The organism is Trabulsiella odontotermitis (assembly GCF_001297775.1).
Taxonomy (GTDB): Bacteria; Pseudomonadota; Gammaproteobacteria; order Enterobacterales; family Enterobacteriaceae; genus Trabulsiella; species Trabulsiella odontotermitis.
On record NZ_LIFX01000002.1, the window covers coordinates 35,628 to 48,972 of the forward strand.

The 13,345-nt window shown below is 56.1% G+C and carries 15 protein-coding genes; 1 reads left to right on the forward strand and 14 read right to left on the reverse strand.

The genetic code is table 11. From position 1 onward, the window contains the following. Positions 1 to 23 precede the first annotated feature (23 nt). From dolP to AOY23_RS01995, 4 genes are read right to left on the reverse strand one after another with little or no spacing between them, the layout of a single operon-like run. Entirely contained in the window at positions 24 to 599 is a 576-nt protein-coding gene (dolP, locus tag AOY23_RS01980) for a division/outer membrane stress-associated lipid-binding lipoprotein (RefSeq protein ID WP_054178449.1), read from the reverse strand. 15 nt (positions 600 to 614) lie between these two features. Then, a complete protein-coding gene (gene diaA / locus AOY23_RS01985) occupies positions 615 to 1,205 on the reverse strand; it encodes a DnaA initiator-associating protein DiaA (RefSeq protein ID WP_049857052.1) in 591 nt (196 codons plus the stop codon). A gap of 27 nt (positions 1,206 to 1,232) precedes the next feature. Then, the gene (locus tag AOY23_RS01990) at positions 1,233 to 1,622 is read right to left on the reverse strand and encodes a YraN family protein (protein ID WP_054178174.1); all 390 of its coding nucleotides are present in this window, start codon (positions 1,620 to 1,622) and stop codon (positions 1,233 to 1,235) included. Further along, positions 1,580 to 3,709, reverse strand: a complete 2,130-nt coding sequence (locus AOY23_RS01995; RefSeq protein WP_054178175.1) for a penicillin-binding protein activator — start codon at positions 3,707 to 3,709, stop codon at positions 1,580 to 1,582. The genes AOY23_RS01990 and AOY23_RS01995 overlap by 43 nt, the downstream gene beginning before the upstream one ends. Positions 3,710 to 3,773: 64 nt before the next feature. Between AOY23_RS01995 and rsmI the strand changes: the two genes are divergently transcribed. After that, positions 3,774 to 4,634: a 16S rRNA (cytidine(1402)-2'-O)-methyltransferase gene (gene rsmI, locus AOY23_RS02000; RefSeq protein ID WP_054178176.1), complete on the forward strand. Its 861-nt coding sequence runs from the start codon at positions 3,774 to 3,776 to the stop codon at positions 4,632 to 4,634. A 102-nt stretch (positions 4,635 to 4,736) separates the two neighbouring features. On the opposite strand, the gene AOY23_RS02005 is transcribed toward rsmI, so the two are convergent. From AOY23_RS02005 to agaW, 10 genes are all read right to left on the reverse strand, one after another. Next, positions 4,737 to 5,471, reverse strand: coding sequence for a galactosamine-6-phosphate isomerase (locus AOY23_RS02005; RefSeq protein WP_054178177.1), 735 nt, complete (start codon positions 5,469 to 5,471; stop codon positions 4,737 to 4,739). After that, positions 5,472 to 6,263: a PTS galactosamine transporter subunit IID gene (gene agaD, locus AOY23_RS02010; RefSeq protein ID WP_054178178.1), complete on the reverse strand. Its 792-nt coding sequence runs from the start codon at positions 6,261 to 6,263 to the stop codon at positions 5,472 to 5,474. Next, a complete protein-coding gene (gene agaC / locus AOY23_RS02015) occupies positions 6,253 to 7,062 on the reverse strand; it encodes a PTS galactosamine transporter subunit IIC (protein WP_054178179.1) in 810 nt (269 codons plus the stop codon). Before agaC ends, agaD begins: the two co-directional genes overlap by 11 nt. Before the next feature lie 52 nt (positions 7,063 to 7,114). Beyond that, positions 7,115 to 7,591, reverse strand: coding sequence for a PTS galactosamine transporter subunit IIB (gene agaB / locus AOY23_RS02020; RefSeq protein ID WP_054178180.1), 477 nt, complete (start codon positions 7,589 to 7,591; stop codon positions 7,115 to 7,117). A gap of 173 nt (positions 7,592 to 7,764) precedes the next feature. Beyond that, positions 7,765 to 8,643, reverse strand: coding sequence for a tagatose-bisphosphate aldolase subunit KbaY (gene kbaY / locus AOY23_RS02025; RefSeq protein ID WP_054178181.1), 879 nt, complete (start codon positions 8,641 to 8,643; stop codon positions 7,765 to 7,767). Positions 8,644 to 8,655: 12 nt separating this feature from the next. Next, the gene (locus tag AOY23_RS02030) at positions 8,656 to 9,810 is read right to left on the reverse strand and encodes an SIS domain-containing protein (RefSeq protein WP_054178182.1); all 1,155 of its coding nucleotides are present in this window, start codon (positions 9,808 to 9,810) and stop codon (positions 8,656 to 8,658) included. Between the two features lie 297 nt (positions 9,811 to 10,107). Then, positions 10,108 to 11,241, reverse strand: coding sequence for an N-acetylglucosamine-6-phosphate deacetylase (nagA, locus tag AOY23_RS02035; RefSeq protein ID WP_054178183.1), 1,134 nt, complete (start codon positions 11,239 to 11,241; stop codon positions 10,108 to 10,110). Continuing rightward, complete coding sequence (gene agaF / locus AOY23_RS02040; protein WP_054178184.1) at positions 11,238 to 11,672, reverse strand: PTS galactosamine/N-acetylgalactosamine transporter subunit IIA; 435 nt, start codon at positions 11,670 to 11,672, stop codon at positions 11,238 to 11,240. Before agaF ends, nagA begins: the two co-directional genes overlap by 4 nt. A gap of 16 nt (positions 11,673 to 11,688) precedes the next feature. Beyond that, complete coding sequence (gene agaE, locus AOY23_RS02045) at positions 11,689 to 12,567, reverse strand: PTS N-acetylgalactosamine transporter subunit IID (protein ID WP_054178185.1); 879 nt, start codon at positions 12,565 to 12,567, stop codon at positions 11,689 to 11,691. Next, positions 12,557 to 13,336, reverse strand: a complete 780-nt coding sequence (gene agaW, locus AOY23_RS02050; RefSeq protein WP_054178186.1) for a PTS N-acetylgalactosamine transporter subunit IIC — start codon at positions 13,334 to 13,336, stop codon at positions 12,557 to 12,559. The genes agaE and agaW overlap by 11 nt, the downstream gene beginning before the upstream one ends. Positions 13,337 to 13,345: the final 9 nt, after the last annotated feature.

Below are 13,345 nucleotides of genomic sequence, written 5' to 3' on the forward strand. Positions count from 1 at the left end.
TCGCGTGACCGGGCGATTCATTATTACTTCAGGTAGGTAAACGCCGTGGTGACGTGTTTAACACCGCTCACGCGGCTTGCGATATCGGCAGCGGCTTTCCCTTCACGATCGGTCACCAGACCCATCAGGAACACTTCGCCGTTTTCTGTCGTCACTTTCACGTTAGACGATTTCACCTGATCACTGCTCAGCAACTGAGAGCGGACTTTGGTGGTGATCCAGGTATCCGAAGAGGCGGTGCCGATGCTGACCGGCGCACCCTGACGGATTTCGTTAAACACTTCCGTCGTGCCTTCCACGCCGATGGCGATCTGTTTGGCGCGTGAGGCGAGTTCGGTATTTGGCGCCTGGCCGACCAGCAGCACTTTGCCCTGATATGCCGTCACGTTAATGCGGGCTTCTTTCTTCAGTTGTTCATCTTTTGACAGGGCGCTGTTGACGCGAAGTTCCAGCGTGCCATCGTCCACCTGCGTGCCAACGGTACGCGGGTCGGTGGCGGCTTTCGTGCCAACGGCTGCAGTGCCGACAACGGCTGCAGCAACGCATCCCTGAAGCAGCAGCGCGGTAATAAGGACTGCGAGGGGCGAAAATACCTTCACCTTCATATGTACTCCTTAATCGTCCTGGTGTGGGAAGAGCGTGTTATCAATCAGATCGCACAGACAGTTAACCGTGAGCATATGCATCTCCTGGATGCGTGCGCTGCGGTGGGACGGGACGCGAATTTCGACATCCTGCTGCCCGAGTAAACCCGCCAGTTCACCGCCGTCATAGCCGGTTAAGGCCACAATGGTCATGTCCCGGGTCACGGCGGCTTCCACGGCTTTCACGATATCGCGGCTGTTGCCGCGCGTCGAGATAGCCAGCAGCACATCACCGGCATGACCCAGCGCACGTACCTGTTTTGCATAGACTTCATCATGCAGGCGATCATTTGCAATCGCCGTTAAGACCACATTATCTGTATTTAGTGCAATCGCCGGTAAACTGGGGCGTTCTGTTTCGAAACGATTGATCATGCTGGCAGCAAAATGCTGTGCGTTGGCGGCCGATGTACCATTACCACAACAGAGAATTTTGTTGCCGTTAAGCAGGGACTGTACCAGCGTCATTGCCGCACGGGAGATGGCATCCGGGAGGGCTTCCGCCGCTGCTATCTGGGTTTGAATGCTTTCCGTAAAGCAGACTTTAATTCTTTCGAGCACGATTTCCCTTAACATTTCAAGCTGACGCTATTCGCCGAAGGCGTTTTTGAGCCATTCGATTTCGTTGCCCGTGAAGGCTACCACATCAAAACGGCAATCCACAGTATCAAAACTCCCATTGTGACGAGCAAGCCAGATGCGGGCCGTCTGCAGGAGTTTCTGTTGTTTACTACGGGTCACGCTGGCGGCGGCTCCGCCATAACGTGCGGACTGCCGGAAGCGAACCTCAATAAAAACGGTGACGCGCCCCTCTCGCATAATGAGGTCGATTTCACCGTTTCGTTCTCGTATGTTGGCGGCGATAAACCGCAATCCCTGATTTTCCAGCCAGCGACGCGCGCGTAGCTCCCACGCGTCGCCGGTCTGTTTACGGCTTAACTGGCCGGGACGATCTGTCCCTGCTGGTACTGGAGCCATGATAACTTCCTGTTAATCACGCAGTCGGAATCGGCGCTCAGATCGCCGGTGTTGCCGTTCAGCTCAAAGCCTGGCATCTGGCGCATCTGTGAAAAATGGTTCGCCAGCGCCCAGGCATCTGCGCCCATCGCGTACAGGCGCGCCAGAGAGTAATCATTACGTACGGCGCCCAGCGCCTGCTGCATCAGCGCCGGGTTGCTGCCTGCCAGCATCGGAATTTCGCTGAACTGCAACCCTTCCATTTCGAGACGGAAATCCGGCCCGGCGACGCCACCGGCGCTGCGGGAACTGGCATACAGCGTGGTGCCTGTCTGGCTGCCGTTACGCATGGCGATCATCGGTTTGATATAGGCAATCTCTTCCGGCGTGGCGATGATATAAGCCGCATCGACTTTGCTGCCACTGGTGATCTGCGCATCGGTCGGTGGCGCCGGAATGTTCAGCCCGCCAATGGTCACGCTCTGTTGTTGCGGCAGGCTGGAGGCCACCGGGCTGCCGGTCAGCGCGATGCCCGAGCCGCCATTGACGCCCATTCTCAGCTCCGCCGCAGAGCCAAAACGCTGCTGAAGAACGATACCGCCGCCCAGCGTTTGCCACTCTTCGGCAAAGGCGGTGGCAACACGATTGCCGAGATCGCTGCGCGGAAGCAACAGCAGCGGAGACTGTTTGCCCTGCTCGCGAATATGGCGCGCCGCATCACGGGCTTCATCTTCCGGGGAGAGCGCGAAGTAACAAATATTCGCCCGGTTTTCGACCTTTTCCGGCTGATTCAGCGCCAGCACGTTCAGCGAGGTGTTGGTTTTGAGCAGCTCTTCAACATTGTTTTTTAACAGCGGCCCGACGACCAGTGTCGCGCCATCCTGCTGCGCCTGTGCCAGCAGTTGATCCATCGGCTGAGTGGTGGTGTCGTAGATTTTCAGCACGGCGGACGGATTCGCGGGTATGGCGGCAACGGTCGGCGTCGGCTGTTGCGCGACAGGTTGCGTCGGTTGTGCGTTATCCGGTGCGGGCGTCTGTTGCTGCGATTGCGGCTGAGCCTGATCGGCGGCTGGCGTCTGAACCGGTGCCTGCGGCGGCTGCGGGACTGGCGCCTGGGGTTGTTCCGTCGCGCCTCCGGCCGTCAGATCGCTGACTTCGGCCTGTGCCGGACTGATCACACTCTGATTAGCACTGGCGACCTGAGCGACCTGCTCAGGCACCGCGCTACCGGCAACGGCACCGGTGTTGCCGTTTTTCGCTGCTTCAAAACCCTGCTGGATCGTCCGGCCAAAAACCGCGGCCTGACCGTTTAACGGCAGCATCAGAGCGATGGTATTCACTGACGCCGGTTTGAAATTCTGCACATTCACCAGTTGCGTCGGCAGCATTTTCGCCCCAGGGTTTTGCGGATAGCGGGTCTGCCAGTCCTGAACGCCCGCTTTCATCATGTTGGGATCGTTGCGGTTATCAAACCAGACACGCTGCAGATCCAGCCAGCCCTGCAGTACGTTTTCGTCGGCATTGATGACCAGCGCGTTCGCCTGATCCTGCGTCATCGAGGAAAGCGTCTGCCAGGTGGCATCAATATTTTTCTGCTTATCCTGTGCGGTCGCCAACAGCGGCTCCTGCGCGATCAACGCCCGCAACAGCGCGAGCGACGGTCTTCCCTGTTGAGCGGTGATGCTGTCCTGCCAGAATCTCGCCTGCTGCGCCTCTTCGAGGCTGGAGACGTCGATTTTCGCCAGCAGCGCCTGAGCGCCCGGGAAATCTTTCTGCGCCAGTTTCAGCTCAACCGCCAGCAATGACTGCTCCTGACGCTGATCTGCACCCAGCTCTTGCGGTAGCTGGTTGAACAATTCACCCGCCTGCTGGCTTTGGCCCTCTTTGAGCAATGCACGAATGGCGAGTAATTGCCAGTTGGTCTTGCTATCATCAGCGCTTTGTTGCATCTGCTGTAGATAGTAACCAGAGTTAGCCTGCGCGGTACCCTGAAGGTGAGCCGTACTCTGGTCAGTAGACTGGGTGCCACAGCCGGCGAAAAGTAACGCTGCCACAACAAGAGGCAGACAGCGCGCGGCTTTCGAACGAAGAAAAGTAGACGGTACCATACTGTATCCAGTGGTTATTTTTATACGCAATGCTCAATATTAAATCGGCTATACGGACGAAACAATGAAACAACACGATTCCGCAGATAATTCTCAAGGTCAGCTCTATATTGTTCCCACTCCGATCGGGAACCTGGCTGATATCACCCAACGTGCGCTGACCGTGTTACAGGATGTCGATCTTATCGCTGCCGAAGACACCCGTCATACCGGTTTACTGTTACAGCACTTTGCGATTAATGCCCGCCTGTTTGCCCTCCATGACCATAACGAACAACAAAAGGCGGAAACGTTGCTGGCAAAACTGCAGGAAGGGCAGAACATCGCGCTGGTGTCTGATGCCGGTACGCCGTTGATTAACGATCCGGGCTATCACCTGGTGCGTACCTGCCGGGAAGCCGGGATCCGCGTCGTGCCGCTGCCGGGGCCGTGCGCGGCCATCGCCGCCCTCAGCGCCGCCGGTCTGCCTTCGGACCGTTTCTGCTACGAAGGCTTCCTGCCTGCCAAATCCAAAGCGCGCCGCGACGCGCTGAAAGCGCTGGAAGAAGAGCCGCGGACGCTGATTTTTTATGAGTCTACCCACCGTCTGCTGGAGAGCCTGGAAGATGTCTGCGCGGTGCTTGGCGAATCCCGTTACGTGGTGCTGGCGCGCGAACTGACCAAAACCTGGGAATCTATCCACGGCGCACCGGTTGGCGAACTGCTGGCCTGGGTGAAAGAAGATGAAAACCGCCGCAAGGGCGAAATGGTGCTGATCGTCGAAGGCCATAAAGCGCAGGAAGATGCGCTCCCTGCCGAGGCCTTACGCACGCTGGCGCTGCTGCAGGCCGAACTACCGCTGAAAAAAGCGGCGGCGTTGGCCGCAGAAATCCACGGCGTGAAGAAAAACGCGCTGTACAAATACGCGCTGGAGCAGCAGGGGTAATCACGTATTGAGTTTTGCCGGATGACGGCGATAACGCCTTATCCGGCCTACAAACAGCCATACGAGTAGGCCGGATAAGCGAAGCGCCATCAGGCATTTCAGCTAATTTGTGCTGAAAGAAGGGAACGATGAGCCGTCGTACAGACAGGTGACATCAGGGTGAAGCCACAGCAGTGATGCGGGAAGTTCGGTGGTGACCTTTCCCTCGCAGAACGTGGTAAACGCGCGCTGTTTACCGTCGCCCGCCACCAGAAACAGCACTTCTCTGGCGGCCAGAATATCCCGCAACCCCAGCGTGATGCCGTGTTCGATGGCTAAACCGGCGTGCTTAATCATGTCGTGCTGGCGCGTCTGGCTATCAAGCCGGGCGATATGACACGATGGCTGCAAAAACGCCGCCGGTTCATTCAGGCCGAGATGGCCGTTTTTCCCGAGGCCCAACAGGCACAAATCCAGCCCGCCACGCAGTGCGATCCTGTCGACAATGCGGGCACACTCGCGCTCATCCGCCGTTTCAGCGTCGAAAGCGATGTACTGCGCATCGCGGATGCCGAGCGGCTGAATGATGTGCTGTTGCAGGAAGGTCTCGCAAGTGCCCGCGGCATTTGCGGGCAATCCAACCCATTCATCCAGTTTGACGAAGGTCAGCTGGCTGACATCCAGCTGCTGTGCCTTCACCGCCTGAACAAACAACTGATAAGTAAGCAAAGGCGTCGCCCCCGTCGCCAGACAGATAACCGCGTCAGGTTTGCGGCGAACAAGCGCAAGAAGCCTGGCGCAGGCCGCTTCACTCAGCGCGCGGTAATCAGCAAACGAGTCGAAGGCGATCGCTTTCATTTAGAGCACTCCCAGCGCCGAACCGAGGATCGCGAGCACAAACGTTACGGCGATCAGCACCACCGGATGTGCTTTTTTCACCCGCAGCAGGTAGTACATCAGCAGCGTATAGCCCATCGGCAGAATGTTAGGGAACACTTTGTCGAAGAAGTCTTGCTGCAACGCAACGTTGTGGGTGGCGTCGATGGCAAAGGTGGTCACGACATTGATGTGAACGTACGACGCGATAAGCCCGCCAATAACGGTGATACCGAGGATCGTCGCCGAACGGGCAATCATTTGCGAGTTTTCTCGTACCTTGTCGATGGCTTTAAGCCCCACCGTATAGCCGACGTGCGTCCAGCCCACGCGCAGGAAGAAAATGGCGAGGTAGACGGCGAAAAACAGAATCGGCCCCAGCAGGTTGCCCTGGCTGGCAAAGGACGAACAGATACCCGCCATGATCGGCAGCAGGGTGAACCAGAAAATCGCATCACCGATACCCGCGATCGGGCCAAAGAGGGCGACTTTTAACCCTTTGATGGTGCTACGATCTTCGCCTTTCTCCTCCATGGAGATCAGCAGCCCCATCAGGAAGCCCACCAGGTTGGGGTGGGTGTTAATAAACTCCAGGTTATCCTTCATCGCCGCGCTGAGCCCGGCTTTGTCGTCTTTGTAGATTTTTTTCAGCAGCGGCAGCATCGACCAGGTGAAACCGCCCGCCTGCATACGTTCGTAGTTAAAACTCGCCTGGAGCAATGAGGAGCGAAACCCTAAGCGAGTGATATCTTTTTTACTGATTTCAGATCCCATTGCTGTAGTCCTCTTCGTCATTTTTGGCGGCGGCAGGCAGAGCTTGCGCGCTTTCTTTGGCTTTCGCTTTCGCGTTGAAGTATTCATACACCGCGAAACCAGCCCCTAATACGGCAACAGGCAGCAGGTTGCTGACCTGGATGTAGCAAACAAACAGGAAACCGGCGATGAAGTAAGGAATGTACTGGGCTTTAAACATGACACGCAGCAACAGACCAAAACCGACGGCTGGCAGAATGCCGCCCGCGACTTCAAACCCGTGCGTCAGCCAGGCTGGCATGGATTTCACCAGCGCCTGCATCGCGCCCTGAGCAAGATAAGTACAGAGGAAAGCAATGATGGAATAGGAACACGCCACAATCAGCGTGGTCGTCCAGTTCAGACGGGCAAAAGCGGCGGTATCGGCCTCTCTGGCGCATCTGTCGGCTTTGTTCATGAACAGCGAGAACGCCGAATAGAAGAACAAAATGACGTACTGCATTAACAGACTAAAGGGGAGGCCTAAGCCGATCGCCGTTTTTGCATCGACGCCGGTAGACCAGGCAATGACGGTCGTCATCACCCCCGCCATAATAGGGTTAGGCGGTTGAACCCCACCCGCAGGCGTTAACCCTGCGAAAGCCAGTTCGGTCAAACCCCCGGTAATTAAACCGATGTGAATATCACCCAGAATCGCACCCGTGAGGGTACAAACGATAATGGGGCGAAAAAGAAAAAGTGCTTCCAGCCAAAAATCGATCCCTAGAACAAATACCAGAGCGGCAAGCGATATGCCTTGAATAAGCGTAATTTCATGCATTTTATTGCCTCGTCGTCATTATATTACCTGAAAATTTATCGAGACAGCGTTGTTAGTCAGGAATGCCCTCTTTGGCATCACCAGGAACATCCTGAATAAACACATTTACCCCGTTGCTTTTAATAAAGCGCAGGTCATTCAGATCGCTTTCGTCGACATAGACTTTGCTGCTAATCTGTTTTTTACCTTCCGAAAAGTGCATATTCCCCACGTTGACATCTTTCAGTGCCACACCGCCTTCCAGCAGTTTTCTGACGGTAGAAGGTGTACGGCAAATAAGAAAAATCTTCTGATGTGGCGCGGCTTTAGCGATGACGTTGATCGTTTTTTCAATGCTGAAGAAGCGAATGCCGAAGCCATAGTTTTCGGCGGTGAAGCTCATTAACTTCTGCTGCATTTCATCTTTCGCAACATCATCATCAACAACCACAACCAGATTTGCGCCGATGGCAGTGGTCCAGGTCACACCCACCTGACCATGCACCAGACGGTTATCAATGCGTGTTAATAAAATATTTGGACTGCTCATATCATGAATTCCTGTAATATCGTGAATATCGTTTATGCTCATCCTCTATGAGAGTGTTGAAAACATCGTCCTGATTCATTCCCCCGCTAATAACAGACAACCTCTGTTATTATTTACATTGATTGCATCAGGGTGTCTGATGCAATCAAATTCTGTGATAGTGATATATTTTTTTACGATGTTGTGACGCTGCCTGCGGTCAGCTTATTCATCGAGCCACAAACGTTAATTTTATTTCTCACCACCTCTTTCATGGCTTCCATTCCGACGCGCATGTAATAACGCGGATCGTTTCCGTCCGGGTTATCGGCGAACCATTTTTTCACCGCGGCGGCGAAGGCGATTTTCAGTTCGGTGGCGACGTTGACTTTGCAGACGCCCAGTTCAATGGCGCGGCGCACAAATTCGTCCGGCACATCGCTCGCCCCGTGAAGCACCAGCGGTATATCAACCACCGCGCGGATTTTTTCCAGTCGCGCGAAATCAATCTTCGGCCGTTTGGTGTATAAACCGTGCGCGGTACCGATAGCGACGGCCAGGCTGTCAACGCCGGTCTCGGCAACAAAGCGGCGGGCATCCTGCGGGTCGGTGAGAAACGCGCTTTCTTCATCCACGTCCATGTCATCTTCCACGCCGCCAAGACGGCCCAGTTCCGCTTCCACGCTGCAGTCGTGGCGATGGCAAAAATCCACCACCGATTTCACCAGTTTCACGTTTTCATCAAACGGGAAGTGACTGCCGTCGATCATGGCGCTGCGCACGCCCGCGTTCACTTTGTTGCGAATATCAGCCAGCGATTCGTGGTGATCGAGATGCAGTGCCAGCGGCATGTCGTAGCTGGCGGAGTAGGCTTCACACAGCGCAAAAATCTCTTCAAAGGCGATGTGTTTGAAGGTGCCTGGCGTCCCGGCGAGGATCACCGGGGAGCGCATCTCATGGCAAACTTCAAGAATAGCCTGAATGGTTTCGGCGTTATGGATGTTGAAAGCAGGGACGGCATAACCCTTCGCCTGCGCATCCTGAAGAAGATACTTCGTTGAAATAATACCCATTTTTCAATCCTCTCAGGCAAGCCACGGATGAATAACAACGCCCTGAACCACACGGTTCACCGTTCCGCTGGCGGAAGGGGTATCTGGCGTATTGCCGATCCTGATAGATTCCGTCAGGGCAAAAACCTGCGCGTACATCAGGAAACAGAAAACCTGTTCAACGTCGATAAAGGCGCGGGCAGGCGGCAGTGTAATGTGCGGGCCGCTCTTTATGACGCCATCAACGTCAGCCGCAATCGCCACCACATGCATCGCCTGACCATCGCGGCGCAGTTCAGCCAGCAGGTCGAGGTCATACTGGCGGGTGTACGGATGGCTTGAAACCAGCACGATCACCAGCGTTTCTTTGTCGACCAGTGATTTCGGCCCGTGGCGGAAACCGGTCGGGGAGTCATAGAATGCCGCCAGTTGACCGGCAGTCAGTTCCAGCACTTTCAGCGCCGATTCCCGCGCCACGCCCTGCAGACCGCCGCTGCCGAGATACACAATGCGTTTCCACGGCTGGTGACCAAATACGCCGTGGCTGAAATCACCCAGCGAGTCGAGGATCGCCTGACTGCGGTCGGCAACGTCTTTGAAGGTGTGGCTGTTGACGATTTCCGGCGCGAACACCGCCAGGCAGCTGGCCATCATGGTGGTGATACTGCTGGTCATCGCGAAACCGCGATCATGCGTTTCTGCCGGCATCAGCAGGGCAAACGCGTTATCGCTGTGCTGCGCGTTTTGATACAGGCTGCCTGCGTCGTTACAGGTGATCACCAGGTGGTAGCTTTCTGGCACGAACTGATTCGCCAGATCCACCGCCGCCACGCTCTCCGGGCTGTTCCCTGAACGGGCGAACGACACCAGCAGCAGCGGCTTGTCGGTTTTGAAATAATCCATGGGGTTGGTGACCAGATCGGTCGTCGGGACAGAACAGAAGTTTTTCCCGGTGTGGCGTGACAGCCACGGCGTAATAATATCGCCAATAAATGCCGACGTTCCCGCGCCGGTGAGGACTATTTGCAGATCATCCCGACGCAGTAGCGGCGCCAGGAAGTTGTCGATCGCCCGGCGAATACTGTCGATATGGGCGAGCGAACGGATCCAGGTCACAGGCTGCTGGCGGATCTCTTTTTCAGTCCAGGTTCCGGTGTTGGTAAGAGAAGGCGTGTTGGTATCAGGCATAACTCAATCCTTAGTCGTGTGAAAGCTGAAGACGAATCGGCACCTGCCATTTACTTTCGTTTCGTTTCACTTAATTGCAGAATCTACTAATTGAAATCTACAAAAAAGAAAACGAAAGTTCAATGCGACAAAAGAAAATAAAACGAAAAATGTGATCGCAAAGGGAATTGTGATAGCTTTCGTTTTGATAAATAAACAATTTTATTTTGTTAAAGACGGATCTTTTTTCCGCAGAGGAAAGGAAAAAAAAGCCCGCAATGGAGACGTTGCAGGCTAAAGTGACACACACTGAAAGGGCTATAGGGGAATAGCCAGGCCTTGAACCCAGGTTTGTTGCAAATGCAGTGCGCTATCGAGCGCGATCAGGCTGGCGCGCTTACCGGGACGGATCGATCCCAGCTGGTCGTCAATGCCAAGAAGTTTTGCCGGGTGCAGCGAGGCCATGGCGATAGCCTCTTCCGGGTTGACGCCCACCTGCTGCACCATGTTTCGTACCGCGACATCAAGCGACAGCGTACTTCCTGCCAGCCCGCCCGAGGCGGTGCGCACGATGCCGTCGTGCATTTCCACGTCGTAGCCGCAAATGTCGTAACGCCCGTCCGGCATGCCTGCCGCCCGCATAGCGTCGGTGATGAGCACGATCCGCTCTCCGGCGCAGTGGGCGCAGAGTTGCATCGCCGCGGGATGGACATGATGACCATCGGCGATAAGCTCAAGCCTGGCGCGTTGGTCGGTCAGCCCGGCACCGACCATGCCCGGCTCGCGGTGATGTAGCCCGGTCATGCCGTTATAACAGTGCACCAGCCCGTCGGCTCCGGCATCGAACGCTGCGATAGTCTGCGCCCATGTCGCGGCGCTGTGGCCGAGCATGACTCGCACTCCGCGCTGTTTAAGGTGTTTGATGGCCGGTAGCGCACCCGGTTTTTCCGGTGCCAGCGCCACCACGCGCAGAGAACCTTGCGCGAGCGCGATGAGCGCATCCAGCTCAGCGATATCCAGTTCGCGAAACCATTCCGGCGGATGAGCGCCTTTATTCTGTGGCGTAAAGTAAGGCCCTTCGAGATAGCTGCCGAGGATCTGCGCGCCCGGCCCGCCACGCTGGCGGCGTTCCGCGATGCGCTTCAGGGCCGCATGAATGGCGCCCAGCGGCGCGGTGACGGTGGTGGGGCACCAGGCGCCTACCCCTTCACGCGCTTTATGCATCGCCAGAATGTCCAGCGTCTGCGGTGCGTCATCCATGACATCAACGCCTGCACCGCCATGGACGTGAATGTCGATATACGCCGGGCAGAGCAGCTCGGCGTCACGCACGGTGACGCCAGTCGGGATCGGCTCAATCGCCACGATTGCGCCGTCCTCGATGCGGAGTTGATGATCGTCAAGCCAACCCTGTTCGCTCAGCAGCCGTCTGGCGCGTAGCACAAGGCTCATATGCCTCCCTCGTCAGGCGTTTCCTCACGGCTGCGGCTCAGTTCATCAGCCAGGCTGGTGAGGCCGCGATGACCACTTTCCAGCGCGCCGATGCGAAACTCTTCGCCGCTCAGTCCGTCGCGCTCCAGCGCCATTTCCAGCAGCAACTGCAGGTTGGTCCCGGTGATCACTTCGCAGCCCGGTCTCTGCATCGCAAGCGTGGATGCGACGCGGAAAGGGGTGCCGCCAAGCAGATCGGTCAGGAAGACGATCTGCTCATTCGGATCGAGATCGCCCATTGCGCCTTCCAGTTGCGACGTCAGCAACGCCGTACTGGAGGTTTCCGGAAAATCAACGGCGATGAATTGCGGCTGACTGCCGAGGATCTGCTTCATGGCCTTTTCCAGACCGCTGGCAAACCCGCCGTGACCGCAAAGAATAATGCCTATCATCATGACTCCTTTTTACTTACAGGAAGTGGGCAAACTTACCGACAATACCCAGTATGACGGTGATAACAATAAGACGCAGCGGGCTCCACCCACGACGCACCAGCGCGTACATGGTCAGCGTATAAACCAGCGGCAGGAAAGCAGGCATCAGCTTATCGATAACGTCTGCCTGCAACTTCACAACGGCATCACCGGCGGTAATTTCCAGCGTGGTGTTCAGCCGTACATAAGTGGCGACCAGCGCGCCAATCACCGTCATCCCGACGATAGAAGCAGCATGCCCCACTTTTTTGGTGTTGGCTTTGATCAACGGGATTGCCGCGACGCCCATACGATAAGAGTAATGCGCAAGACCGAAACGCAGACCCAGATGCACCACGTTGAACAACAGCAGGAAAACCACGGCGCCGAGAATCGATCCCTGCAGCGCCAGACTGGCGCCGATACCGCCGCAAATCGGCAGCAGCGTCAGCCAGAACATGGCGTCGCCAATCCCACCCAGCGGCGCGCCAACGGCGATTTTGGTGTTCTGAATACTGTTCACATCCTGTTTGGAACGTTCCATCGCCAGGATGATGCCGATAACGAACGTGACGAGGAACGGATGGGTGTTAAAGAACCCCATGTGGCCTTTCATCGCCCGGGCGAGATCGCGCTTGTTAGTATGGATTTTCTTCAGCGCAGGCAGCAGACCGTACAGCCAGCCGGACGCCTGCATACGTTCATAGTTGAAAGAGGCCTGAAGCAGCATCGAACGCCATGCCACCCGGTTAATATCTTTCTTCGTCAGTTCCTCACCAATGGACTGATCTTCATAGATATTTTCGTTTACGCCTGACAGCAGCGTCTCTTCCTGCACCGGAACGCCCGGCAGGGTGGTTTGATTAGATGCCATCTTCAAATTCCTCTTTCTGTGGCTGAGACACTTTAGGTTCCGGGTCTTTGCGCAGGAGATCGATCAGCGCCATCGCCAGTGCCGCGGCAGCAATCGCCAGCACCGGCAGTTTCAGCCAGGCGGCGGCCACAAAACCGACGATAAAGTACGGGATGTAGACGTTCTTCATCATGATTTTCAGCAGCACGGCAAAACCGATAGCCGGCATGATGCCCCCGGCGACGCCGAGGCCGTCAATCAGACGCTGCGGCAGCACATCAATGGCGGTTTTGGCGTGTTCCGCACCAAAATAGATGGGCAGAAACGCACAGAGAAAATAGAAGATACCAAGCGCCAGCAGCGCCAGATAGTTCACCCGTTCGATGCCGCGGGTGTCCGCATTCGCGGCCATGCGGTCGCAGCGTGACATCACACCGGACATCACCGAGAACAGGAAGGTGATCCCCATCTGCACAGCCACCGCGAACGGTACCGCAACACCCACGGCAACCTCAGGTTTTACGCCTGTGGTGATGGCAAAGGTGGTACCGACGATAGTCCCGATAATGACGTTAGGCGGTTGTGCCCCGGCCAGCGGCGCAAGGCCCATCCACACCAGTTCCAGCGTACCGCCTGTCAAAATACCGGTATGCAGATCGCCCAGGATCAGACCTACCAGCGGACCTAACACCACCGGACGGTGCATGTGTGTCAGGCCGTTGAACATGTCCAGTCCAGCGATAAAGGCGAGTATGCCCAGAGAAAAAGCCTGTAACAGACTGATTTCCATCGCGTATCC

Excerpts from the sequence above, each read along its gene's own strand:
- agaW (WP_054178186.1), bottom strand. The coding sequence starts at position 13,336 with ATGGAAATCAGTCTGTTACAGGCTTTTTCTCTGGGCATACTCGCCTTT.
- rsmI (WP_054178176.1), top strand. The coding sequence starts at position 3,774 with ATGAAACAACACGATTCCGCAGATAATTCTCAAGGTCAGCTCTATATT.
- nagA (WP_054178183.1), bottom strand. The coding sequence starts at position 11,241 with ATGAGCCTTGTGCTACGCGCCAGACGGCTGCTGAGCGAACAGGGTTGG.
- agaF (WP_054178184.1), bottom strand. The coding sequence starts at position 11,672 with ATGATAGGCATTATTCTTTGCGGTCACGGCGGGTTTGCCAGCGGTCTG.
- agaB (WP_054178180.1), bottom strand. The coding sequence starts at position 7,591 with ATGAGCAGTCCAAATATTTTATTAACACGCATTGATAACCGTCTGGTG.
- kbaY (WP_054178181.1), bottom strand. The coding sequence starts at position 8,643 with ATGGGTATTATTTCAACGAAGTATCTTCTTCAGGATGCGCAGGCGAAG.
- agaC (WP_054178179.1), bottom strand. The coding sequence starts at position 7,062 with ATGCATGAAATTACGCTTATTCAAGGCATATCGCTTGCCGCTCTGGTA.
- AOY23_RS02030 (WP_054178182.1), bottom strand. The coding sequence starts at position 9,810 with ATGCCTGATACCAACACGCCTTCTCTTACCAACACCGGAACCTGGACT.
- AOY23_RS01995 (WP_054178175.1), bottom strand. The coding sequence starts at position 3,709 with ATGGTACCGTCTACTTTTCTTCGTTCGAAAGCCGCGCGCTGTCTGCCT.
- AOY23_RS02005 (WP_054178177.1), bottom strand. The coding sequence starts at position 5,471 with ATGAAAGCGATCGCCTTCGACTCGTTTGCTGATTACCGCGCGCTGAGT.
- agaD (WP_054178178.1), bottom strand. The coding sequence starts at position 6,263 with ATGGGATCTGAAATCAGTAAAAAAGATATCACTCGCTTAGGGTTTCGC.
- AOY23_RS01990 (WP_054178174.1), bottom strand. The coding sequence starts at position 1,622 with ATGGCTCCAGTACCAGCAGGGACAGATCGTCCCGGCCAGTTAAGCCGT.
- agaE (WP_054178185.1), bottom strand. The coding sequence starts at position 12,567 with ATGGCATCTAATCAAACCACCCTGCCGGGCGTTCCGGTGCAGGAAGAG.